The sequence below is a fragment of the Cognatazoarcus halotolerans genome (assembly GCF_009800965.1).
Taxonomy (GTDB): domain Bacteria; phylum Pseudomonadota; class Gammaproteobacteria; order Burkholderiales; family Rhodocyclaceae; genus Cognatazoarcus; species Cognatazoarcus halotolerans.
This window is the reverse complement of sequence record NZ_WUAF01000009.1, coordinates 1-23,529: the sequence shown is the minus strand read 5'-3', so window position 1 is coordinate 23,529 and position 23,529 is coordinate 1. Positions and strand designations below refer to the sequence as shown.

At 65.1% G+C, this 23,529-nt stretch carries 25 protein-coding genes; 6 read left to right on the top strand and 19 right to left on the bottom strand.

All coding sequences use genetic code 11. The features are described 5' to 3' along the window. The first annotated feature begins 4 nt into the window (after positions 1-4). Positions 5-3,367: an EAL domain-containing protein gene (locus GQB03_RS12740; RefSeq protein WP_159689784.1), complete on the top strand. Its 3,363-nt coding sequence runs from the start codon at positions 5-7 to the stop codon at positions 3,365-3,367. A gap of 90 nt (positions 3,368-3,457) precedes the next feature. Beyond that, a complete protein-coding gene (arfB, locus tag GQB03_RS12735) occupies positions 3,458-3,856 on the top strand; it encodes an alternative ribosome rescue aminoacyl-tRNA hydrolase ArfB (protein ID WP_159689782.1) in 399 nt (132 codons plus the stop codon). Positions 3,857-3,867: 11 nt separating this feature from the next. Here arfB and GQB03_RS12730 read toward each other — a convergent pair whose 3' ends face one another. Next, on the bottom strand, positions 3,868-4,617 hold the full coding sequence (locus tag GQB03_RS12730) for a sulfite exporter TauE/SafE family protein (protein ID WP_159689779.1): 750 nt from the start codon (positions 4,615-4,617) through the stop codon (positions 3,868-3,870). A 352-nt stretch (positions 4,618-4,969) separates the two neighbouring features. On the opposite strand from GQB03_RS12730, the gene dksA reads away from it, so the two are divergent. Further along, positions 4,970-5,356, top strand: a complete 387-nt coding sequence (dksA, locus tag GQB03_RS12725) for an RNA polymerase-binding protein DksA (RefSeq protein ID WP_159690117.1) — start codon at positions 4,970-4,972, stop codon at positions 5,354-5,356. 252 nt (positions 5,357-5,608) lie between these two features. Further along, the gene (locus tag GQB03_RS12720) at positions 5,609-6,391 is read left to right on the top strand and encodes a DUF3750 domain-containing protein (RefSeq protein ID WP_200832210.1); all 783 of its coding nucleotides are present in this window, start codon (positions 5,609-5,611) and stop codon (positions 6,389-6,391) included. A gap of 203 nt (positions 6,392-6,594) precedes the next feature. On the opposite strand, the gene GQB03_RS12715 is transcribed toward GQB03_RS12720, so the two are convergent. The 17 genes from GQB03_RS12715 to GQB03_RS23545 all read right to left on the bottom strand — a co-directional run bounded on the left by GQB03_RS12715 (position 6,595) and on the right by GQB03_RS23545 (position 20,899). Further along, the gene (locus tag GQB03_RS12715; protein WP_159689776.1) at positions 6,595-7,503 is read right to left on the bottom strand and encodes a PEP-CTERM sorting domain-containing protein; all 909 of its coding nucleotides are present in this window, start codon (positions 7,501-7,503) and stop codon (positions 6,595-6,597) included. Between the two features lie 531 nt (positions 7,504-8,034). Continuing rightward, positions 8,035-8,607 carry a putative Fe-S cluster assembly protein SufT gene (gene sufT, locus GQB03_RS12710; protein ID WP_159689774.1) on the bottom strand — a complete coding sequence of 191 codons (573 nt, stop codon included), beginning with the start codon at positions 8,605-8,607 and terminating at the stop codon, positions 8,035-8,037. A gap of 10 nt (positions 8,608-8,617) precedes the next feature. Next, positions 8,618-9,070 (bottom strand): Fe-S cluster assembly sulfur transfer protein SufU, encoded by a 453-nt coding sequence (sufU, locus tag GQB03_RS12705; protein ID WP_159689771.1) that lies wholly within the window; start codon positions 9,068-9,070, stop codon positions 8,618-8,620. Then, positions 9,067-10,335, bottom strand: coding sequence for a cysteine desulfurase (locus GQB03_RS12700; RefSeq protein ID WP_159689768.1), 1,269 nt, complete (start codon positions 10,333-10,335; stop codon positions 9,067-9,069). The genes sufU and GQB03_RS12700 overlap by 4 nt, the downstream gene beginning before the upstream one ends. Further along, a complete protein-coding gene (sufD, locus tag GQB03_RS12695) occupies positions 10,332-11,642 on the bottom strand; it encodes a Fe-S cluster assembly protein SufD (protein ID WP_159689766.1) in 1,311 nt (436 codons plus the stop codon). Before sufD ends, GQB03_RS12700 begins: the two co-directional genes overlap by 4 nt. Continuing rightward, on the bottom strand, positions 11,639-12,424 hold the full coding sequence (sufC, locus tag GQB03_RS12690) for a Fe-S cluster assembly ATPase SufC (RefSeq protein WP_159689763.1): 786 nt from the start codon (positions 12,422-12,424) through the stop codon (positions 11,639-11,641). Before sufC ends, sufD begins: the two co-directional genes overlap by 4 nt. A 13-nt stretch (positions 12,425-12,437) precedes the next feature. Continuing rightward, positions 12,438-13,889 carry a Fe-S cluster assembly protein SufB gene (sufB, locus tag GQB03_RS12685; RefSeq protein WP_159689760.1) on the bottom strand — a complete coding sequence of 484 codons (1,452 nt, stop codon included), beginning with the start codon at positions 13,887-13,889 and terminating at the stop codon, positions 12,438-12,440. A 16-nt stretch (positions 13,890-13,905) separates the two neighbouring features. Continuing rightward, positions 13,906-14,388 carry an SUF system Fe-S cluster assembly regulator gene (locus GQB03_RS12680; protein ID WP_159689757.1) on the bottom strand — a complete coding sequence of 161 codons (483 nt, stop codon included), beginning with the start codon at positions 14,386-14,388 and terminating at the stop codon, positions 13,906-13,908. Then, positions 14,376-14,576 (bottom strand): hypothetical protein, encoded by a 201-nt coding sequence (locus GQB03_RS12675; protein WP_159689755.1) that lies wholly within the window; start codon positions 14,574-14,576, stop codon positions 14,376-14,378. Before GQB03_RS12675 ends, GQB03_RS12680 begins: the two co-directional genes overlap by 13 nt. 88 nt (positions 14,577-14,664) lie before the next feature. Next, positions 14,665-14,922, bottom strand: a complete 258-nt coding sequence (locus GQB03_RS12670; protein WP_159689752.1) for a ubiquitin family protein — start codon at positions 14,920-14,922, stop codon at positions 14,665-14,667. Between the two features lie 7 nt (positions 14,923-14,929). Next, on the bottom strand, positions 14,930-16,078 hold the full coding sequence (locus tag GQB03_RS12665) for a WD40/YVTN/BNR-like repeat-containing protein (protein ID WP_159689749.1): 1,149 nt from the start codon (positions 16,076-16,078) through the stop codon (positions 14,930-14,932). 31 nt (positions 16,079-16,109) lie between these two features. After that, a complete protein-coding gene (locus GQB03_RS12660; RefSeq protein ID WP_159689747.1) occupies positions 16,110-16,481 on the bottom strand; it encodes a YciI family protein in 372 nt (123 codons plus the stop codon). Positions 16,482-16,524: 43 nt separating this feature from the next. Continuing rightward, entirely contained in the window at positions 16,525-16,902 is a 378-nt protein-coding gene (locus GQB03_RS12655) for a VOC family protein (RefSeq protein ID WP_159689744.1), read from the bottom strand. A 158-nt stretch (positions 16,903-17,060) separates the two neighbouring features. Then, a complete protein-coding gene (locus GQB03_RS12650; RefSeq protein WP_200832209.1) occupies positions 17,061-18,311 on the bottom strand; it encodes an RNA polymerase sigma factor in 1,251 nt (416 codons plus the stop codon). Between the two features lie 48 nt (positions 18,312-18,359). Continuing rightward, positions 18,360-19,592, bottom strand: a complete 1,233-nt coding sequence (locus GQB03_RS12645; protein WP_159689742.1) for an aminotransferase class V-fold PLP-dependent enzyme — start codon at positions 19,590-19,592, stop codon at positions 18,360-18,362. A gap of 90 nt (positions 19,593-19,682) precedes the next feature. After that, entirely contained in the window at positions 19,683-20,609 is a 927-nt protein-coding gene (locus GQB03_RS12640) for an MBL fold metallo-hydrolase (RefSeq protein WP_159689739.1), read from the bottom strand. Beyond that, positions 20,525-20,899 carry a GMC oxidoreductase gene (locus GQB03_RS23545; RefSeq protein WP_407644537.1) on the bottom strand — a complete coding sequence of 125 codons (375 nt, stop codon included), beginning with the start codon at positions 20,897-20,899 and terminating at the stop codon, positions 20,525-20,527. The genes GQB03_RS12640 and GQB03_RS23545 overlap by 85 nt, the downstream gene beginning before the upstream one ends. On the opposite strand from GQB03_RS23545, the gene GQB03_RS12630 reads away from it, so the two are divergent. Further along, a complete protein-coding gene (locus GQB03_RS12630; RefSeq protein WP_159689737.1) occupies positions 20,815-21,144 on the top strand; it encodes an MOFRL family protein in 330 nt (109 codons plus the stop codon). The two genes, GQB03_RS23545 and GQB03_RS12630, sit on opposite strands and share 85 nt — an antisense overlap. Positions 21,145-21,603: 459 nt before the next feature. Beyond that, positions 21,604-22,689 (top strand): IS110 family RNA-guided transposase, encoded by a 1,086-nt coding sequence (locus tag GQB03_RS12625; RefSeq protein WP_159689734.1) that lies wholly within the window; start codon positions 21,604-21,606, stop codon positions 22,687-22,689. Between the two features lie 266 nt (positions 22,690-22,955). On the opposite strand, the gene GQB03_RS12620 is transcribed toward GQB03_RS12625, so the two are convergent. Beyond that, positions 22,956-23,339 (bottom strand): hypothetical protein, encoded by a 384-nt coding sequence (locus GQB03_RS12620; RefSeq protein ID WP_200832207.1) that lies wholly within the window; start codon positions 23,337-23,339, stop codon positions 22,956-22,958. Positions 23,340-23,529 lie beyond the last annotated feature (190 nt).

Here is a 23,529-nt window from a genome sequence, read left to right as displayed (position 1 = left end):
CAGCATGCGCGTACTTCACGTGGAGGACAATCCGGTCGATGCCGATCTGGCTGCGCGCGCGCTGCGGCGGGCCGTCCCGGATCTCGCGCTGACCCAGGTCGCCACGCTTGCCGAAGCGCGGGCCCGTATCGACGAGGGCGGCGTTTTCGATGCCGCGCTGATCGATCTGAACCTGCCCGACGGTTCCGGATTCGAACTGCTCGTGTGGATCAGGTCGCGGGTGCTGCCGATCGCGGTGATCATGCTCACCGGCTCGGGTGACCAGCAGGCGGCAGTGAGCGCGCTTCAGGCGGGGGCCGACGACTATCTGACCAAGGGGTCCGATTCCGCCGAGCAACTGGCCGCGACGATGCAAAGCGCCTGCAGTCGGTCGCAGCGCTCGCGCACGTTCTGCGCCCAGCGGCTGCGTGTCCTCTACGCCGAGCACACCGCGGCCGATATCGAGCTGACCAGGCGACATCTGGCCCGCGCGGCGCCACATATCGAACTGACCGTGGTCGAGGATGCAGCCAGCGTCCTCGACCTTCTTCCCTCCAACGGTGCGCAGCCGGCCGACTTCGATGTCGTGCTGCTGGACTATCGACTGCCGGGCCTCGATGCGCTCGACGTGGTTAAGATCGTGCGCACCTTCCGCGGGCTGGACATACCGATCGTCATGGTGACCGGCCAGGGCACCGAGGCGGTGGCGGCCCAGGCGATCCGCCTCGGGGTCGATGACTACATCTTCAAGCACGCGAGCTACCTTCACGAGCTGCCCGCCACCCTCGACAAGGTGCATCGGCAGGCCGAGTTGGCGCGCGAGCGCATGAGCCTGCGAGAAACGTCGAAGCGGCTCGGCCATGTGCTGGCGACCAGCCCGGTTGTCCTCTACACGCTGCGCAAGCGGGCGGGCGAGGTGACGTGCACCTGGGTAAGCGGCAACATCGCTCAGCGGATGGGTTTCACGCCCGAGCAGGCGATGGTGCCCGGATGGTGGCAGACGCACGTTCATCCCGAAGACCGTGACGCGGCGAGCGCAGCCCTTGCGGTGTCGCCCGGAGAAGGGCAGATCGCACATGAATACCGATTCTTCGACGGAAACGGGCGGATGTGCTGGATCCGCGATGAGCTGCGTTGTGCGGCTTCGGAGACGCCCGGCTGTGAAGAGCTGATCGGCGCATGGCAGGACGTGACTGCCCGCAAGCTTGCCGATCAGTTGCGCGAAACCCGCGTCGCGGTACTCGACGGATTGATGGCCAAGCGATCGCTCGAATCCATCCTGCTGCAGATTGCCACGCGGCTCGAACGGATCAAGCCGGAAACCCGCGTGTCGGTGCTGCTCCGCGATCCCCTCACCGGTTTGTTGAACACCGTGGCGGCACCGAGCCTGCCGGACTTCTACAACGATGCGGTCAACGCGCTCGAGCCCAGCGTTGGCCGCGGGTCCTGCGGAACCTCGGCGGCGATCGGCGAGCCGGTCATCGTCGGTGACATCCGCACCCATCCTTACTGGGCGGATTACCTGGTGGTGACGGAACCCGCCGGCTTGCGGGCCTGCTGGTCCATTCCGTTCAAGGACGAAGCCGGCCGCGTGCTCGGTACCTTCGGCATCTACTACGACGAGCCGCGCTCGCCGACCCAGGACGAACTGGATCTGATCGGCGAATTCGCACGCCTCGGCGGGCTCGCCGTCGAACGGGCCAGGACCGATGCATCCCTTCGGCAGGCCGCTGCGGTGTTGCAGAGCACCCGGGAGGGTGTCGTGATTACCGACCTGCAGGCCAGGATCGTCGCGGTCAATCCTGCCTATTCGCGGATTACCGGCTACCCGCAAGCAGAGGCACTGGGATCGAACCCGCGGATCCTGCAATCGGGCCGGCAGGATCGCGCCTTCTACGAAGCGATGTGGAGCAGCATTACCGAAACCGGTCATTGGCAGGGTGAAATCTGGAATCGCCGGAAGGACGGCGTGTTGTATCCGCAATTGCTCACGATCAGCACGGTGCTCGACGCGGAAGGGCTTCCCTGCAATTACGTCGGGGTGATGACCGATATCAGCCAGCTCAAGGATTCCCAGGCGCGGCTCGAGCATCTGGCCCACTACGATCCTCTCACCGCCTTGCCCAACCGGCTGTTGCTGCAGTCGCGGCTCGAGCATGCGCTCGAAAGCGCCCAGCGCCACGAGTGCAGTGTCGGCGTGCTCTACATCGATCTGGACCGCTTCAAGAACGTCAACGACAGCCTCGGGCATCCCGTTGGCGACGAATTGCTCGGCGCACTCGCTCGGCGCCTGCACGAACGGGTCCGCGACGAGGATACGCTCGGGCGTCTCGGCGGAGACGAATTCCTGCTGATTCTCGAAAATCTCAGGCGCTCGGACGATGCCGCCCGCGTCGCCCGCGAATTGCTCGAGCTTCTCGACAAACCATTCGAATTGCCGAGCGGACATCAGGTGTACATGGGCGCCAGTATCGGGATCTCGATGTACCCGGACAACGGGCAGACCGGTACCGAACTGATCCAGCATGCGGATGTTGCGGTCTATCAGGCAAAGGAGTCGGGCCGCAACACCTTCAGTTTCTACACGCCTGCGCTCACCCGCGCAGCCGATGAGCGCCTGGCGCTCGAGGCAGCCCTGCGGCGGGCGTTGGCGCAGGGTGAGTTCGTGCTGCATTTCCAGCCGCAGATCGATCTGGCATCCGGACGGATGCTCGGCTGCGAATCGCTGGTGCGCTGGGATGATCCGAACAATGGATTGATCGCGCCACAGCGTTTCATCCCGCTGGCCGAAGAAACCGGCCTGATCGTGCCGCTCGGAGAATGGGTGCTTCACGAGGCGTGCCGGCATGCCCGTGAGTGGATGGATGCCGGTCACGAGGATCTGGTGATGGCGGTCAATCTCTCGGCCCGTCAGCTCCTCCAGCCCGATATCGTCGAACGGATCACCGCCACGCTCGCCACCACCGGGCTGCCTGCCGCCAATCTCAGGCTGGAACTCACCGAGAGCATGATCATGGGGCACGGCGAGGAGGCGATTGCGCTGCTCGGTGCGCTCAAGGGGCTGGGGGTCGGTCTGTCGATCGACGATTTCGGTACCGGCTATTCATCGCTGGCTTACCTGAAGCGCTTTCCCATCGACGAGCTCAAGATCGACCGTAGCTTCGTGCGCGACATTCCCCATGATTCCGATGACATGGAGATTGCCGCGGCGATCATCAGCATGGCCCGCAGCTTGCGGCTCAAGGTGGTGGCTGAGGGCGTGGAAACCGAGGCGCAGCGGAACTTCCTGCGACATCAGGGGTGCCATGCCTGCCAGGGCTATCTCTTCAGCCCTCCCGTGCCGGCCCGGATCTTTGGCGAGTTGCTGGGCTGTGAGGCGCAAGGATGAGGCTCGCGGCACGATCTGCGCTCGCGCGCGTATCCGCCCCTTGGGCTTGCCCGAACGCCAATTTCACGCGTGCGATCGGATAGAGGCGGCATGCAGTTCGAGATCCTTCCCGGCGAAGTCGAAATCACCGCCATTCGTGCCCAGGGTTCCGGCGGGCAGAACGTCAACAAGGTCTCCACTGCCGTTCATCTGCGCTTCGATATCGCCGCCTCGTCCCTCCCGCAGGCACTCCGCGAGCGACTGTTGCGGCTCCGCGATCAGCGCATCACCGCGGAGGGGGTCGTGGTCATCAAGGCACAACAGTTTCGCAGTCTTGCGAAGAATCGCGCCGATGCGCTGGCCAGGTTGCACGATCTGATTGCCGGGGCCGCGGTCGTGCCGCGCAAGCGCGTGCCGACCCGGCCTGGGCGCCGGGCGGTGGCGAGGCGCCTCGAGCACAAGGCCCGGCGCTCCGCGTTAAAGGCGGAGCGGGGCAAGGTCGGTGAATGATCGACGGCGGATCAGCCCACCAGACGGCCGAAGAACACCAGGCTCATGATCAGGCCGATCGCGATCACGATCCCCCGCACGGTCTTTCGGCTGAGCTTGCGGGCAAGCCACGCCCCGGCATAGCCACCGACGATGGCTGCCACCATCATGAGCGCTGCGACCGGCCAATGGACGACACCGGCCAGAGCAAAGGTCAGTACCGAAATCGCGGAAATGATGAACGAAACCGCATTCTTGAGGCCGTTCATCGTGTTCAGACTCTCCATGCCCCACAGCGAATAGAGCGCCAGCAGAACGATACCGAGGCCGCCGTTGAAATAACCGCCGTAGATGGCCACAAGCACGCTGCCGGTCGCGCCGTATGGTTTCACCGCAAGACGGCTGCTTGCGGTCCAGCGCTGGATCTTTTCCTGAAACGCAAAGCAGGCCGTCGCGGCGAGCAGCAGGAAGGGCACGATCAAGGAAAAGAAAGCGTTCGACGAGACCAGTAGCAGCAAGGCGCCGACCAGGCCGCCGACCAGGCTCAGAAGAATCAGTCGCACAAGGTTTGTGCGATCGAGTGCCGCCAGCTCCTTGCGGAAGCCGGCCACCGCACCAAGGTAACCGGGGAATACCGCCACCGCGCTGGTCGCATTTGCGGCCACCGGCGGGATTCCGGCATAGACCAGCGCAGGAAAAGTCAGGAAAGTGCCGCCGCCGGCGATGCTGTTGAGAATGCCGGCGAGAAAGGCCGCGATGCCGGGCACGAAATAATCGAACAAGGAGGTGCTCCTGGAATCGCACGAACCGCAGAATCGACGGATTGTAGCACCGCGAGCAAGGTGCTCAAACGCCCGCACGATTCCGCGCTCAAGGATGCCGGCGGGTTACTCCGCTGTCGTCGAAGATCGGCAGGCGTGCATCGCGGCGGGGATGTTGGCTGTCGGCTGGACGAGCGTCGTCCATGATTCCGACCAACCCGGCCGCGGTTTAGGAGTGTATGGTGGAGGTGGCCATCCGCCGGATGCACGGGGCCATGCCTGCGGTACCGCGGCGGCGGGGCGCAGCGGACGAGGGGGAAGACGCTTGAATACAAATAACATCGAATTCGACAGCTTGCCGAGCGAGGCGGAAATGCTCGCCGCTCCGGCCAGCGAATATCTCAATCCGCGCCAGCTGGCGTTTTTTCGGGCGAGGCTGGTCGACGAACGCGACGCGTTGTTGGGCGCCGCACAGCAGACTACACGTCATCTTCAGGAATTCGAATCGACGCCCGACCCTTCCGATCGGGCCTCACTCGAGGAGGACCACACGCTGGAGCTTCGCGTGCGAGACCGTGAGCGCAAGCTCCTGCACAAGATCGACCAGGCTATCGCCCGCATCGACAACGGGACCTTCGGCTGGTGCGAAGAAAGCGGCGAACCGATTGGAATCGCGAGGCTGATTGCTCGCCCGACCGCGGTGTATACCGTCGAGGCGCAGGAGCGTCATGAGTCGCGCAGCAAGCGAATGAGCGGCTGATCCGGGCGTTTCCGCCTGGCCCGCCGGACAGCCGGGCTGGGCGACACCCTGATTCGCGACGGTTTGTCGCCCCATCTTTCCGAAGCGGCTTGCGCTCGGTGGTCGCGTATCCCGATCCGCGCCGGCGGTGACGGCGGCAATGCAGTCCATGGGGCGGAGGGAGGAACCTTCCGCCCGTTGCAGGTGCCTATGTGTCTTTGCATCCCGCCGCAGCGCGGGTGCTCTCCCTGAACCGCACTCGAGACCGGACCTGTGCCTGCAAGCTCTTCGTACTGCTGGTGGCGACGACTGCGCGCCATCCTGCTGGCGGTGTTTTTCCTGCCGCCCGGCTATGCCGTGGGCAGTTATTTCTTCAACGGCGAGGCCCATGCCGATTGGCGCAGTGCCCGTCAGGACAGCAGTGGCCAGGCGCCGGATCCGGCGCTTGTGTCCGAGGCCGTGATCCAGGTCTATGCCGCACGTGCGGTCAGGTGGCGCGGTGCCCTTGGCGTGCACACCTGGGTTACGGCCAAACCCTCGGGTGCTCAGCGCTATACGCGATTCGAGGTAATGGGTTTCGGCGTCGCCCGTGGTCGCGATGCGGTACGGGTGCACGAAGGGGTGCCCGATGGCTACTGGTTCGGCAATCGGCCAACGTTGCTTGCCGATTTGCGCGGAGGCTCGGAGGTCGACGAACTGATCGCGCGGCTGCATCGCCTGTCCGCCGAGTATCCGTACAACCATGAGTACCGCGTATGGCCGGGCCCCAACAGCAATACCTTCACTGCCTGGCTAACCCGGCAGCTACCCGAGTTGCGGGCGGAACTGCCACCCACGGCGATCGGCAAGGACTATCTCGCCGACAAGGCCGTGTTCGCTCCGGCGCCAAGTGGCGCTGGCTTGCAGGCCTCGCTCGGCGGGCTGATCGGTTTTACGGTAGCGCCTCAGGAGGGGCTGGAGCTGAATCTGCTCGGCCTGACGGCGGGGATCGATTTCTCGCCGCCCGCACTCAAGCTGCCCGGAATCGGACGGATCGGCTTTCCGGTGTTGCCCTGATTGGTAGGTGGGTCGATGTGTCCGGTCAGACCGGCTTTTCTTGTTGTGGCCAACGCCTCGGGGAAACGGCGTGGGATGGGCGTAAGAAGCGCGCTTGCACCCGTTCTGTTGGGGTATCGACCCGGCACCTTCTCGATGTCTGGTCCCGCCTGAATGGCGGGACCAGACATCGAAGGGCGATTCGCGTACGGATTCAGCGGTGCTTATGCCTTGCGACGGCGGACTGCTCCAAATGCGGCAAGTGCAAATGCGAGCAGGCCGATCGTTCCGGGCTCGGGGACCGTGCCGCCATTTCCGCCGCCAGTGTCGACGCCGCCTCCGCCAGCCTGGATTTCACCATAGACGGCCAAGCCATAGAGATCGGTCAGACCGGTACTCCAGCTTTCCTCTATGGCGCCGGTAGCAATGTTCACTTTGCGAACAGCCGAGCCGCCAAGCGTACCGGTCCAGAACGACGTTCCGTTCGGATCGAGGTTCAGGGCAAAGACGCTGCCGATTCCAATGGCATAAGTCTGCTGCAGGACACCGTTCAGATCCCAACGGTAGACGTTGCCGTTGCCCGATGCTGCCAGCACACCACCGTCTGCAAGGTAGCGTTTGGCAAACAGAGCGCCATACGCTCCGGAGGTAAATACCGTGTCGACGTTGGTTGCCGTATCGATCTGCCGAATGGTGCTGCCTTCATTACTGTATAGCAGCGTCGTCTGATCAGCAGCGAGATCGATCCAGTCCGTGTTCTGCAACACCGCGATGTTGGTGATCGGGGCACCAGTAGAGCTCACTTTCTGGATTTGGGCTGAACCAGCGTTGCCGAGGTAGGCGTTGCCGGCAGCATCGAACACGATCGATTCGACGCGCGATATACCGTTGGCCCAGGTGGCATCCACAAGGTTGCCGTTGTTGTCGAATTTCGAGACGACATTGGCGCTGAATGCGGTGACGTAGAAGTTGCCGTTCTTGTCGAAAGTGCCGCCAGTGGTAAACCCACCCAGACCGGTGTCGAGCGTCTGCTTAAACACCCCGCTCTGGCTGTAAACATTGACCTGGCCATTTCCTGTCGATGCGAACACGTCTCCCACCGCGAACGGCGCTGCCGATGCGATGGTGCTCATGCCGATACACGTCGCACCAATAAGCGATGCGACGAGCCCCTTGATTATCGATCTGCGAAACATTGTCTGATCCCCCTTGTTGTCGGACAGGTGAAACGCTGAGTGCGCCAAATCCGCCAATGTGGCGCATTCGAATCTTTCCGAGCATCATTTGTGCCAAAATGTAACTTTTAATGAATTCAAAGAGTTGCACTGAGCGCCAGGGGGTGGTGTGTAAAAATATCCGACAAAGGGCAAGGGTTATCGGAGTCGATCGCAGCGAGTGCGTCGATATCGTCAGATCATAGGTCATCAGCGTTCCGGCATATGGATGCTGACTACACAGATAGCTTGCTGGTGCCCCGATAGATCTTGATGGCGTCGACGAAATGCGGGCCCACGATCGCGCTGACCGGCACCTTCAGGGGCCGGGTTGTCGACCGGATGTCGAAGCAGCCACCATGCACCCGGTTCGCAAACGGCTATGGCCCCGGTGGCGGAGGTTTTCCGGTTGCAGGCGGCGCACGGTTGCCGGGCGATGCGTACTGCCAATCACCACATCATCCCCATTTCCAGTCGTGCCGCTTCGCTCATCATCTCGCGGCTCCACGGAGGATCCCACACCAGGTCCACCTCAGCCTCTTCCACCCCGGGGATGGTCAGCAGCTTCTCGCGTGCTTCGTCGGCGATGAGGGTACCCATGCCGCAGCCGGGGGCGGTGAGCGTCATCTTCACCGCGAGGCGGTAGCTGTCCTTGTCGATCGGCTCGGCGGTGCAGGCGTACACCAGGCCGAGATTGACGATGTCGATCGGAATCTCCGGGTCGAAACAGGTGCCCAGCTGTGCCCAGGCCGCCTGCTCGATGCTCTCGGCGCTGCGCTCGCCGTGCTCGGCCACGGTGGGCAACTCGACCAGCTGCGGCTCGAGGCCCAGCGCGTCGGCGTTGCGTTCGTCGATGCGATAGAGATTGCCGCCGCACATCACCGTGATCGAGCCGCCCAGGCGCTGAGTGATCAGTGCGTAGTTGCCGGCCTCCAGGGTTTCGGGACGGCCCCAGGGCACACTCACCGCCGCGCAGTCGCGGCTCAGGGTGCGGGAGTCGGTTTCGCCGTAAGCGTCGCCCATGGTCGTTTCCTTATTCGGTGCGCGCGGGGTCGTGCTCCCCGATCAGCGCGTTGTGCAGGGTGTGCCAGGCCAGCGTTGCGCACTTGACCCGCGCGGGGAATTCGCGCACGCCGCCGAGCACCGCGAGCTTGCCGAAGTCGCGGTCCGGTGGCGTGTCGGTGAGCATGGCGTGAAAGTCGCGGAACAGCGCCTCGACTTCGTCCACAGGCTTGCCCTTGATGGCCTCGGTCATCAGCGAGGCCGACGCGGTGGAGATCGCGCAGCCGTGGCCGACGAAGCTCGCATCCGCGATCCTGCCGTCCTCGATGCGCAGGAACACGGTGAGCTGGTCACCGCACAGCGGGTTGTGGCCATCGGCCTGGTGATCGGCCTCGGGCATTTCGTGAAAGTTACGCGGCTGGCGGTTGTGATCGAAGATCACTTCCTGGTAAAGCTCGCGCAGGTTGCCGTCCATGGTGCTCATCGTGTCTGCCTCGTGCCGAACATGTGTTGTGCCTTTTCGATCGCCTCGGCAAGCGCGGCGATGTCGGCCTCGTCGTTGTACACGCCGAGCGAGGCGCGGGCGGTACCGGGGATGCCGAAGCGGGTCATCAGCGGCATGGCGCAGTGGTGGCCGGCGCGGATCGCCACGCCCTCGGCATCGAGGATGGTGCCGAGATCGTGTGGGTGGATGCCGTCGACCATGAAGGACAGGATGCCGGCCTTGTTGGCCGCCGTGCCGATCAGGCGCAGCCCGGGGATTCCGTTCAGTGTCGCGGTGGCATGCTCGAGCAGGGCATGCTCGTGTACCGCGATGCTGGCCATGCCGATGCCCGATACATAGTCGATCGCCGCGGCCAGACCGACCACGCCGGCAATGTTCGGGGTGCCCGCCTCGAAGCGCTGCGGGACGTCGGCGTAGGTGCTGCGCTCGAAGCTCACCGTGCGGATCATGTCGCCGCCGCCCTGCCAGGGAGGCATTGCGGCCAGCAGCGCGTGGCGACCGTAGAGTGCGCCGATGCCGGTCGGCCCGTACAGCTTGTGGCCGGAAAAGGCGTAGAAGTCGCAGCCCAAGGCCTGCACGTCCACTGCTTGGTGGGCCACTGCCTGGGCACCGTCCACCAGCACGGTTGCGCCGACCGCGTGCGCCTGCTCGATCAGTCCGGCAAGCGGATTCACCGTGCCTAGCGCGTTCGACACATGGGTGATCGCCACCAGCCGGGTGCGCTCGCCGAGCAGCGCCGCGAAAGCGTCGAGCTCGAGCTCGCCGGCGTCGTTGATCGGCGCCACCTTGAGCACTGCGCCGGTCTGCTCACAGAGCAACTGCCAGGGCACGATGTTGGAGTGGTGCTCCATGGTGGTGATGAGGATCTCGTCGCCGGCCTTGAGCTGCGCGCGTCCCCAGCTCTGGGCCACCAGGTTGATCGCCTCGGTGGTGCCACGGGTGAACACGACTTCTTCGGCTTTCGCGGCGTTGATGAAGCGCTGTACCGTCTTGCGGCCTGCCTCGTAGAGGTCGGTGGCGTGTTGCGACAGCCAATGCACGCCCCGATGGATGTTGGCGTTCGACTCGCGGTAAAAGGTCCGTTCGGCTTCGATCACCGTCTCCGGCTTCTGGGTGGTGGCGCCGTTGTCGAGATAGACCAGGCGGCGGCCGTGCACCGTGCGGGACAGGATCGGGAAGTCGCCGGCCACCTCGAGGCGTAGCGGCGCGAGTGCGGCGCGGGCGGCGGAGCTCTGCGCATTCATAGCAATTCCTCCAGCAGTTCGCCGCCCGGCAGGCGGGCCAGCAGCGCCGCGCGGGCGCGCTTGCGCAGCGGCAGGAGCGTGATGCGTTCGAGCGCATCGGCGGCAAAGGCGTAGGTGAGCAGGCGGCGGGCGTGGATCTCGTCGAGCCCGCGCGAGCGCAGGTAGAAGAGGCTGTCCTCGTCGATCTCGCCGACGGTCGCGCCGTGCGAACACTTCACGTCGTCGGCGTAGATCTCCAGCTCGGGGCGGGCGTCGGCCTCGGCCTGGCGCGACAGCAGCAGATTGTCGCAGCGCTGCATCGCGTCGCTACGCTGGGCGTCGCGCGCCACCACCACCCGACCGGTGAATACCCCACGCGCATTGCCGTCGAGCAGGCCGCGGTAGAACTCGCGACTGCTGCCGTTCGGCCGGGCGTGGTCGATGCAGGTGTGATGGTCTACATGGCGGCGCCCGTCGACATGGTAGAGGCCGTTGAGCAGGGCCTCGCAGGCTTCACCTTCAAAGCGGGTGCGGATGTCGTTGCGCGCCAGCCGTGCCCCGAAGGACAGCGAGTGCGACGCAAAATGCGCGCCGCGCGCCTGTACCGAGTCAATGCTTGCGAGGTGGATGGTCTGTTCGTTCTCCTGCTGCAGCTTGAGGTGGGCGATGCGCGCGTCCGCCCCGGCTTGGATGCGGGTGACGGCGGTGGTCAGGGATGCCGCGGTGCCGCTGCCGACATGGTGTTCGACGATGCTGGCCTCGGCGGCGGCTTCCGCGATCACCAGATTGCGCAGGTGACGGCTGCGCTCCTCGGCCCCGGCGATGAAGACGAGATGGATCGGTGCCTCGAGCGCGATGCCGCGGCCAAGATGGATGAAAGCGCCGTCCGCGGCCAGCGCGGTGTTGAGCGCCGCAGGGCTGTCGCCGTCGTCTGCTTCGCCGAAGGCCGCCTCGAGCTGGTCGGGACGCTGGACCATTGCTTCCGCAAGGCTCTGGATGAGCACGCCTGCGGGCAGGGCACCGATATCGGAGAGCCCGGCATTGAAGCACCCGCCGATGAACACCATCCAGTGTCCGGCTTCGCCGCCACGCAGCGCGGCCAGGGCCGCCGCGGCGTCACCGGCACCCGATGCCGCGGCGAATTCCTGTTGCTCCATGAAGGCCAGCGAGCTGTGCTGCCAGCGCGGATGGCGGCGCGTCGGCCAGCCCTCGTCGGCGAAGCGTTCGATGGCCCGCTGGCGCCGGGCGGCCAGCCAGGGCAGGCCTGCGCCCGGCAGCTGCGCCGAGCGCGCCTTGAATTCGGCAACCCAGGTGTCTATCGCGCTCATCGCGTGGCCCCGCTTGCAGGCGGTTCGTGATGCACCTCGCCGCTGTCGCCGATCCAGCCGTAGCCTTTTTCCTCGAGCTCGAGTGCGAGTTCGCGGCCGCCCGAGCGCACGATGCGGCCCTGCGAGAGCACATGCACCTTGTCGGGGACGATGTAGTCGAGCAGGCGCTGGTAATGGGTGATGACGATCAGCGCGCGATCCGGCGAGCGCAGCCGGTTGACGCCGTCGGCCACCACCTTGAGGGCGTCGATGTCGAGGCCGGAGTCGGTCTCGTCGAGGATCGCCAGGCGGGGTTCGAGCAGCGCCATCTGCAGCACCTCGTTGCGCTTCTTCTCGCCGCCGGAGAAACCTTCGTTTACCGAGCGGTAGAGGAACTCTTCCTTCATGCCGACCGCCTTCATCTCAGCCTTTACGCGGGTGAGGAAATCCATGGCGTCGAACTCGGGCAGGCCGCGATGCTTGCGCACCGCGTTGACTGCCGCCTTGAGGAAATAGGCGTTCGACACGCCCGGTATCTCGACCGGGTACTGGAAAGCCAGGAAGAGGCCGGCGCGGGCGCGCTCCTCGATCGGCATGGCGAGCAGGTCCTGGCCGTCCCAGGTGACGCTGCCTCCGTCCACCGAGTAGGCCTCGCGGCCCGCCAGCACCTGCGACAGGGTGCTCTTGCCCGAGCCGTTGGGGCCCATGATGGCGTGCACCTCGCCGGCTTTGACGTGCAGGTCGAGCCCCTTGAGGATGGCCTTGCCTTCGACCGAGGCCTGTAGATTGTTGATGTCCAGCATGTTTGTTCGCTCCTTAACCGATGCTGCCTTCGAGGCTGACACCGAGCAGTTTTTGCGCCTCGACGGCGAATTCCATTGGCAATTCCTTGAACACCTCGCGGCAGAAGCCGTTGACGATCATCGACACCGCGTCCTCCGCGGTGAGGCCGCGCTGCATCGCGTAGAAGAGCTGGTCCTCGCCGATGCGCGAGGTGGTGGCTTCATGTTCGACCTGGGCCGAGGGGTTGCGCACCTCGATGGTCGGGAAGGTGTGGGCGGCGCATTGATCGCCGATCAGCAGGGAGTCGCACTGGGTGTAGTTGCGCGCGCCCTCGGCTCTCGGCGCAATGCGCACCAGACCGCGGAAGGTGTTGCTGCCGTGGCCGGCCGAGATGCCCTTTGAAAGAATGGTGCTCCTGGTGTTGCGCCCCATGTGGATCATCTTGGTACCGGTGTCGGCCTGCTGGCGATGATTGGAGAGCGCCACCGAGTGGAAGTCGCCCACCGAATCGTCGCCGCGCAGGATCACGCTGGGGTATTTCCAGGTGATCGCCGAGCCGGTTTCCACCTGCGTCCATGAGATGTGCGAGCGCGCACCGCGACAGTCGCCGCGCTTGGTCACGAAGTTGTAGATGCCACCGACGCCGTCCTTGTCGCCGGGGTACCAGTTCTGCACCGTGGAGTACTTGATCTTGGCGTCATCGAGTGCGATCAGCTCGACCACCGCGGCGTGAAGCTGGTTCTCGTCACGCATTGGCGCGGTACAGCCTTCGAGATAGCTTACCGAGGCACCTTCCTCGGCGATGATCAGGGTGCGCTCGAACTGGCCGGTGTCGCGGGCGTTGATGCGGAAATAGGTCGACAGCTCCATCGGGCACTTGACGCCCTTGGGGATGAACACGAAGGAACCGTCCGAGAACACCGCCGAATTGAGCGCGGCATAGAAGTTGTCGGACGGCGGCACCACCGTGCCGAGATACTGGCGCACCAGTTCGGGGTGATGCTTCACCGCTTCCGAGAACGAACAGAAGATGATGCCGTGTTCGCCGAGTTCCTTCTGGAAGGTGGTGGCCACCGACACCGAATCGAACACCGCATCGACCGCCACGCCGGCAAGCCGCGCCCGTTCGTGCAGCGGTACGCCGAGCTTCTCGAAAGTCTTGAGCAATTCGGGATCGACGTCATCGAGACTCTTCGGACCGTCTTTCTTCTTGGGCGCCGAGTAATAGACGATGTCCTGGAAGTCGATCTCCGGGAAGCTCACCGCGGCCCAGTGTGGCGGCGTCATGGTGAGCCAGTGGCGATAGGCCTCGAGGCGCCATTGGAGCAGGAAATCGGGCTCGCCCTTCTTGGCGGAGATGACGCGGATCACGTCTTCGGACAAGCCCTTGGGCAGGGTGTCTGCCTCCAGCAGGGTTTCGAAGCCGGCCGAGTATTCCTGTTCGAGGAAGGAATCGATCTGTCGCGCCGGGGTGGCGGTTTTCATGGGTTGAATCTCCATTTCATTGTGTCTTGAGCTTGTCGGCGATCACGCGCGGCGCCACGCGGGTGGCGATGCTGGAAGGGCGGACCGCGACTGGTGCCGGTTGCATCATGTCGGCAAGGCTGATGCCGTTCAGCACGCCACGAACCGCGGTGTTGATGCGTTGCCAGTTCGCGCGGATGCGACAACCGGACTCGAGATCGCACGTGCCAGACAGCGCGCTGCATTCGGTCAGCCCGAATGGTTGCTCCTCGAGCGCGTCGACGATTTCGGCGACGCTGATCGTGCCCGCGGGGCGGGCCAGCGCATAGCCGCCACGTGTTCCACGCACGCTTGTCACGAGGTTGTGGCGGCCCAGGGCCTTGAGCACCTTGCTGACCGTCGGCGTGTTCAGGCGCAGGGTCCCGGCGAGTTCGGTGACGCTGAAGAGTCGGTCGGGGCTGCCCGCCATGTGCGACATGACGAGCGTCCCGTAATCCGTGAGTTTGCTTACCCGCAGCATGACTCTTCTCCGCGGACGGATGTCCCCTGCATGTCGCCATCCCGCTTCGGCTGCTCTCGGGACGGTTCGACCGTGGTCCAGGCGCGCCTCGCTGCAGACGCGCGGCCGGCGCGCAGCTCGGCATCGTCGAGCCCGAAATGACGGGCGGACACGGCAAGAAAATCGAGAAGGGGAGCGGTGAGGTCCATGTTGCGGCTCCGGCAGGTGGACATGACGCAAATAAGACTAAAACGGTCCTATATTGAAGTCAAGTCTCCGTAGCGCTGCATGGCAGGCTTATCCGCCGCTCAAGGCCTGCACGATCAGGAGTTGTCCTTCCGGGTCGAGTGGGTGGGCGAGCGTCTTAACCATCTGTTCGCCGTGGAAGAAACGGATGTGGCGGCGGATTGCGCCCTGCTCGTCAATCATGCGGAAGCGGATGCCGGGGAATTGCCGGTCGAGGTCGGCGAGCACCTCCGACAGGACGGTGCCGCCTGCCTCGACCCAGGCTTGCCCGGTGTAGCTGCGCAGCGCGCTGGGGATCAGGACCTTCATCGCGCGCTCAGGGCAGCGTTGCCGCTTCGACGGCGTAGATCTCGGGAAGGTGGCGGGCGATGCAGTCCCAGCTCCGCCCCTCGTCGCGGCTTGCCCAGAGTTCGCCGCTGGTGGTGCCGAAGTAGAGGCCGACCTCGGCCTCGCCGTCGGCGCACATGGCCTGCCGCTTCACCGTCCACCACGCCTGCCCGGCCGGCAGCCCGTGGTCCTGGCGCTGCCAGCTCTCGCCGCCGTCGCGGGTCGCATAGACTGCCGGCCTGCCGCCCGGGCTGGTACGTGGCCACACCTGGGTGCCGTCCATCGGAAAGACCCAGGCGGAGTCCGGATCACGCGGATGCACCACCATCGGAAAACCGATGTCACCGACCTCCGCCGGCATGCCGCGGCCGATGCGCTGCCAGCGGGTTGCGGGGCGATCGAGGCGGTAGATGCCGCAGTGATTCTGCTGGTAGAGGCGGTCCGGTTTGGCCGGGCAGAGGCGGATGCAGTGCGGGTCGTGGAAAGCGATCGAGTTCGGGTCGAAGCCCTCGACCACTTCCATGCCTTCGACCAGCGGCGCGAAGCTGCGCCCGCCGTCGAGCGATTCGTGTACGCCGCCCCCGGACATCGCGATGTACAGGTGGGCCGGGTCGCGCGGGTCGACGATGATCGAATGCAGCTTTGGGCCGTCCGGTGTGCCGTCCTGTTCGGTGCCCATCCACTCGCGGTACTGCGGATCGTCATTGATCACCGAGAAGGGCGACCAGCTCATGCCGCCGTCTTCTGAACGGAACAGCCCCTGCGGCGAGGTGCCGGCGTACCACACGCCCGGCTCGCCGGCGGGGCCCGGAGTGAGCCAGAAAGTTTGCTTCACCGAACGGCCCGGCAGGCCGTTGGTTGCCGGGCCGAAAGCCGGCGGTCGGGTCGCTTCGGCCCAGCTCTTGCCGAAATCGGTCGAGCGGAAGAGGGTCGGCCCGAGGTGACCGGTGCTGGCGGCGGCGAGCAGGGTGCGACCGTCCCGCGGGTCCAGCACCAGGTGATTGATGATGTGGCCCAGAAAATGCGGACCGTCGACGCGCCAGCTGCTGCGCGCCGGGTCCGCGTGATAGAGCCAGGCGCCCTTGCGGGTGGCGACCAGCAGCGCAACGTGGCTGTCGGCGGGGGTTTGGCTGTTCATGGCTGTTTCCTCGCAGGGTTTGGCGGGTGGATCAATCCTGTTGCGTATGTGCAGCCTCGGCCGCAGCGACCGTTTCGCGGATCGGCCTGACCGGCCGGATCTCGATGCTGCCGACCCGCGCCGGCGGAATGCCCGATGCCACCCGGATCGCCTCGTTCAGATCGCGCGCCTCGATCATGTAGAAGCCGGCGAGCTGTTCCTTGGTTTCGGCAAAGGGGCCGTCGGTGATGCCGAGCTTGCCGTTGCGGATCCGCACCGTGGTGGCGGTATGCACCGACTGCAGGGCCTCGGAGGCCACGCAGTGCCCGCTTTCGCGGATCTCGCGGTCGTAGGCCACGCAGTCGGCATCGGGCAGTTCGTCGAGACGGGCTTCGTCGAGATAGACCAGACACAGGTATTTCATGGGGCGCTCCTTGGGTTGCCACCGTGTGCGCAGGTGGCGGGCTTCAGCTCATCGAATGAAGACCGATCATGTTGCCTTCGGTGTCGAGTACCAGCGCGATGAACCCGTACTGGCCGATCGGCATCTTGTCCTGATGGATGCGCCCGCCGGCGCCGGCGACGCGGGCCGCCTCGATCGCGCAGTCCTGGCAGGCGAAATAGACGATGGTGCTGGTGCCCCCGGAGGACATGCCCTCCATCTTCACCAACGCACCACCGGCGCCCACGCAGTCCTGCTGCATTGGGAAGGCCATCATCTCGAGGCCTGGAATCGGTGCGTCGAGCTTGTCGAGCCTGATGCCGAGGACGGTTTCGTAGAAGGCGGTCGCGCGATTGATGTCCTGAACGTAGATTTCAAACCAGACGACGGGATTGTGGTTCATGGCGGGTCTCCTTTGCTGCGGCGTTGTGGCCCGGGGCTGGTTCAATCAGTGCCCGGCGAGCCGGATGTCGGGTGTTCCTGACATCTGGTCGAATGGCCGCGCGCCGATTCGACATGACGGCAAAAATAAATTCCGAGGCCGTTCCGCCGCGTCCCCGATCAGTCCCCGAGTGCCGCCAGGCGGCGCGCCAGAAAGCGCTGCTCGGGGCCTTGCCGGGTCAGCGCCAGTGCCTGCCGGTAGGCTTCGCGGGCCTCCTCGTTGCGACCGAGGCGGCGACACATGTCGGCGCGGGCGGCGTGGGCAAAGCGATAGTCGTGTAGCTCGCCCCCCGCCAGCAGCGCGTCAACCAGCGCCAGCCCGGCGGACGGGCCGTCGCGCATCGCCACCGCCACCGCGCGATTGAGCGCCACCACCGGCGAGGGTTCGACCCGCAGCAGCACATCGTAGAGCCCGACGATCTCCCGCCAGTCGGTCTGGGCAAAGCAGGGCGCTTCGGCAGTGACTGCGGCGATCGCCGCCTGCAGACTGTAGGGCCCGAAGCGGCGCGAGGCCAGCGCCTGCTCGACCAGCGTGCAGCCTTCGGCGATCTGCGCCCGGTCCCACAGGCTGCGGTCCTGGTCCTCGAGCAGGACCAGTTCGCCTTCGGCGGTAGTGCGCGCGGCGCGCCGCGATTCGTGCAGCAGCATCAGCGCCAGCAGCCCGTGCACCTCGGCTTCCGGTAGCAGCTCTGCAAGCAGCCTGGCGAGGCGAATGGCCTCGGCGGACAGGTCGTGGCGGGTGATGGCGTCGCCCGCAGATGCGGAATAGCCTTCGTTGAACACCAGGTAGATGACCCGCAGCACGCTGTCGAGCCGCTCTGCCAGCTCCTGCGGCTGCGGCACGGCGTAGGGGATGCGGCTGTCGCGGATCTTGCCCTTGGCCCGCACGATGCGCTGGGCCAGGGTCGGCACCGGGGTGAGGAAGGCGTGAGCGATCTCCTCGGTGGTGAGGCCGCACACCTCGCGCAGCGTCAGCGCCACCTGCGCGTCGGCAGCGAGGGCAGGGTGACAGCAGGTGAAGATCAGCCGCAGGCGGTCGTCCTCGATCTCTTCATCGTTTGCGCTGTCGTCTTCGGCCGCAATCTCGTGGCCGTTGGCCTCGAGGTCGTCGAGCGCTGAAAAGCGCGCATTCCTGCGTACTGCATCGATCGCCTTGAAGCGGCCGGCCGACACCAGCCAGGCCCGCGGGTTCGACGGCACCCCATCGCGTGGCCATTGCTCCAGCGCCGCGCGAAAGGCCTCGTGCAGCGCCTCCTCGGCCAGATCGAAGTCGCCGAGCAGGCGGATCAGCGTGGACAGCACCCGCCGCGATTCGCTGCGGTAGATGCGCTCCAGCGCAGCGGCGATCGGCTCGTTCGGGTCCGTGGCCATGCCGCGACTATCCTGTCCGCCCGTGACGGCTATGCAGCGGCGGCTGGATCACTGCGCCGCCAGCGCCTCGTCGAGCGCCGCCAGCAGTCGGTCAACCTCTTCGACGCTGTTGTAATGGACGAGCGAGATGCGCAACACCCCTCGCGCCGGGTCGATGCCCAGCGCCTCGAGCAGCCGCACCGCGTAGAAGTGACCCGCGCCGACCATCAGGCCGCGCTGGCCCAGCGCCTCAGCCAGCGCCAGCGGTGTCTTGCCGTCGGGCACCACCGACACCGTGGCGGCACGTCCTTCGGGATTTGTGGGCCCGAGCACGCGCAGCCCCGGGCGACGATGCAGGCCGTCGAGCAGGCGGCCGAGCGGCGCCGCCTCGGCGTCGTGCAGCAGCGCCCGCACCCGCGCCGGCCGGTTGTCCGCGGCGGCACCCGGGTGGTGATGTGCGTCGAGTGCGTCGAAGTAGTCGGCAATGCCCGCCGCGGCCGCGACCTGTGCATGGTCCGGCCCGGCCGGGACGAGGCACTTGCGCGGCTGGTCGGCGTTGAAATAATGGGCCTCGTTGCCCAGCGCGTCGCGCAGATCGGGGCGGATCACCATCAGGCCCTGGTGCGGTCCGAAGGTCTTGTAAAGCGAAAACAGATAGGCGTCGGCACCCAGCACGCCCACATCGGGCAGGCCATGCCCCGCGTACGACACCGCATCGACCACGCAGCGTGCGCCGTGCGCGTGCACCATCGCCACGATCTCGGCCACCGGGTTGATTTCGGCGACGATGTTGGAGCAGTGGGGGAGGCACACCAGCCGGGTCCGCGGGCCGAGCAGCCGGGCTAGGTCGGCGGGGTCGAGATGGCCGCTTCGCCGATCCACCTGCCACTCGCGCACCACCACGCCGTCGGCAGCGAGGCGCCGCCACACGCCGCTGTTGGCCTCATGGTCCTGGTTGGTAACGACGATCTCGTCGCCGGGCGAGAGCAGCCGCCGGAAAGCCTGGGCCAGCACGTAGGTGTTCTGCGAGGTGGAGGGCCCGAAATGCAGCCAGTCTTCCGGCACGCCGAGATAGGGCGCGAGCCGCCGGTACGATTCGTCCATCCACTCGCCCGCCTCGCGCGAGGCAGGGTAGGCGCCATAGGGCTGCACCTTGAGCCGCCGGTAGTAGGTATCGAGCCGGCGGATCACCGCCTCGCAGGCGTACGAGCCGCCGGCGTTCTCGAAGAAGGCTGTCGACGCCAGCGTCGGCTCGGAAAAGGCGGGAAAACAGCTGCGGACGAATTCAAGGTCCAGGGGCATCGGGCAGGCTCCATGAAAATGCTGAATTCGCCAGACTATCCCAACGCCGCCCGTTTGTGCCGGCGGGCGGGCCGGATCGCGCACGGTATGCTATCCCTTCGCCCAGATGACCAGGCCCTGGGCATTCAGCTCCAGATCCAGCGACAGGATCGACCGCATCTCATCCTCGGACAGCTGGCAGCCGTGCGCGCGCGCTTCGGCCAGCAGATAGCTTTCCGTTTCCTTCTCGACCCGCGCGCAATCGTCGGCGTGGCGGCGGGCGATGCGCACACATTCGTCCATGCGGCGCAGCATGTCGGCGGCCAGCGCGCGGGGCTGTTCGAGGCGGCTGTAGTGGGTGAGATAGACGGCCTGCGGCTCGAACCCGAGCATGCGCTCCACCGAGTTGCGCATCTCCACCGGATCGAATTGCGAAGGCGTGGTGGAAGGGAAGATGAAGGGCCGACCATCCACATCGAATTCCCGGTAGCTGATGCCGAAGGTGTCTCCCGTGAAAATGCCGGCCGTCTCGCGATCGACGATGGCGATGTGGTGCTTCGCATGTCCCGGGGTGTCGATACACAGCAGCTCGCGCCGGCCGAGCCGCAGCACGGTGCCATCACTGGCTTCGATGATTCGCTCCGGGGCCACGGGACGCAGCTCGCCGTAGAGGACCGTCGCCCGCTCCTTGCCATAGACGGCCTCGACGCCGGCCATGAGCTTTGCCGGATCGGCCATGTGCCGCGCACCGCGCGGATGCACCACAAGGCGGGCGTTGGGAAAGGCATCCATCATCAGGCCGGCGGCACCGGCATGGTCGAGGTGGATGTGGGTGAGGATTACGTAGTCGACCGACTCCTTCGTCAGCCCCCGCGCTTCGAGCGCCGCCAGCGCACGTGGCAGGGCCGAATGATTGGCCGTATCGACAAAGGCCGCGCGGCCCTCGCTTTCGATCAGGTGAATGGCTGCCAGCTGCGGGCGCAGGTAGCCGGAGTCGATGGCGACGACGCCGTTGCCGTAGTCGGTAAGGGTTTCCATGCTGGTGTGCTCCGCCGGGCGGCGCGAATCGCTTGTGCACCGCAAAAGGGGATCATGATAGTCGGGGAAGCGGGGTGGCCGGAAGTGATGGTCGGCATCGTTGAGGCGTCTACGGCAGGAGGCCATGTCGTGGCTCTCACCTTCAACTCGGGATCGGTGACGGAGGCCGGATCGTCGGCGCGCCCGCCTGGCAGGTGCGGCCCGGATGGAAAACGGTGGCGCCGACATCGCCCAACGCGACGGCCGGGGCCACCGTAACGTCGAGTTCCTGCTGTCGCTCGTGTTGGCACTCAACGCGGAACCCGGCGTCCACGCGCTGGCGGGCGATACCGACGGCGTAGACGGTGGCGAGGAAATCGCCGGTGCGGTGGTCACGTCGGATACCCTGGCACGCGCCTGGGCGCTCGGAATCCGGCCCGCCGATTCCCACGCCCGCAAGGACGCCCATGCATTCTTCGAAGCTCTCGGCGACTCGGTCGTGATCGGACCTATGCTGACCAACGTCAATGATTTCCGGGCGGTCTATCTCGGCTGAAGGGGTAGGTGGCGCTGAGCGTTGCGGGCTCCGCAAGGATCTCCGGGAGCGGGTCGGGCAGTGCCGCCATTGTGGAAAGTGTGCATGGTTGGCTGCTGGACCAGCCAAGGCGGGTTTCGACCCAATTCCGCCGGTGGGATTTTCGGCAACTAAACGGCCGGTTCCGAAAGACAGCTGACGCTCCAAGTCAAACGCTGGTGACAACTGATCGGCCGAAGGGGCCGGTCAGTTCGCGTGGGGTGGAATGCTGGTTCACGGATCACTTCCGCCATCCACCGAGCAGATGCACCAATGCTAGACCGAACCCCGAAGTTGCTGCGCGGCCTCATCGCGTAGCGCCCAGCGACCGAATGGAGCGAGGTTGAATGATGGGATGGACTCCCCCTCCTTTTGCGCGCCCAATGGGCGCCACCGGTGCTCATGGGGATGGGGATCGGTTTTCAGAAGGAGGAGTCCGTCATGCATGCTACTACTGTTGCCGTCGATCTGGCCAAGAGCGTCTTTCAACTCGCCGTCGCCGATTCTTCCTGGCGTGTGATCGAAAATCACCGGCTCACCCGAACCCAGTTCGAGCGCTGGTTTGCTAATCGCAACGTCTCGCTTGTCATCATGGAAGCCTGCGGTTCGGCGCATCACTGGGCACGCTGGCTCAATTCGCTTGGTATCGAGGTACGACTGCTGCCCGCGGCCTATATCCGAGCTTACGTCAGGCGCAACAAGACCGATGCCGCCGACGCCCGCGCCTTGCTCGAAGCAGCCCGCGCGGCTGACATCGACCCGGTGCGTGTGAAGTCCGTCGAACAGCAAGCGCTGCAGGGCCTGCATCGAATTCGGTCGCTGTGGATGAGTACCCGTACTTCGCGCATCAATGCATTGCGTGGCTTCTGCCGGGAGTTCGGCTTGAGCATCCCGCAAGGTGCACGCACCGGTGTCGAGGCGATCAGCCGCGTACTGGCCGATCCGCGCTCGCCGGTGCCCGCGCTGATCCGCGAACCGATGCGACTGCTCATCGAGGAGATCCGTCTGCTCGAACAACGCATCGCACAGTTGGAGCGGGAATTCACCGAACTGGCGAGGCACAGTGCCGCGTGCACGCAACTGATGTCGGTGCCAGGCATCGGCCTGCTGACCGCGACGGCGATGGTGGCGGCTACCGGCGGTGACGTGACGCACTTCAAGGATGCCCGCCATTTCGCGAGCTGGTTCGGGCTCACCCCCAAGGAATACTCGTCGGGAAGTACCCGAAAGCTCGGCAGGATTTCGAAGCGGGGAGACCGCTATCTGAGGATGCTGCTTACCCATGGCGCCCGCGCCGTGCTGCGGGCAGCGGCGCTGGCCCGAAATGCGAGCCGACCCCTCGATGGACTGCGCGCCTGGGCAACCGAGGTGCAGCAGCGCACCAACCACAACAAGGCTGCCTGCGCGCTCGCCAACAAACTTGCCCGTATCTGCTATGCGGTCCTGCGTGACCACACCGCTTATGGCAATCCGCAACCGCGCCCGAACAAGAAGTTCGAACGTACCGCCTTTGCCATCGCCGCCTGACCGATTCACCCTTTCTTCTCACCCTTGCGCCGAGACTGATCGCTCATCATGGCAAACCGGGTCACACCCACGCGACAGAACGCCGATAACTCTTCCGGCTCTCCAGCAGCCGCTTGTAACGATTGGCGCTTCGCGGGCAGATTCCATGTCGGCACGGGTCACTCAGAACCCACCACAGATGCCGGATATACGACTGCAGGTGATTCATCCCGGAAAGTCAAAAACACGATCCGTCTTGATTTACGGGGGAGTCCATATACGCCATGTTAGGGATTGCCGATGGGGTGTTTTTCAAGAAACTTCTCCATCGCGGCCGAGAAAGGTTGCTGCAGATGAAAAGCGCCGTACTTTTCTATGAAGAGGGGCCAAGATTTCGACAGATGACCGCGTGCGCGAAAGTAAGGATGAAACCACGCCCATTGAAGTGACCAACTAGCCGGAGCGTCTGACCATTCGTACCAGCGAAAGCCGCAGGCGCCGATACAACGATGTTTGACTGGTTTGTCGACTTCGAAGAGGTCTCTTGCAACCTCGTGGAACAAATAGGCTTCGTACGGGATATAGCCGGGGCTACGAGTCGTTTCGGCCGCGTCGAACGGCACAACGTCGAAATGAAGTTCTCGACGGAAATGCTTTGCGAATGTTTCCACGAATTCGCGGAGACGGCGCGGTGAATCAGGCAACACAAGCAACGGACTCGGACTGTCCGTTAGCAGGGTGATGCAAAAGCGCCAGACTCCTCACCAGCAAAGGGCCCCAGCGTAATTTTCATGGCGACTTCACGGCGAGATTTGATTTTTCAATTCGATTCGAGGTGCCGAATCGCGCATCGGAGGACGC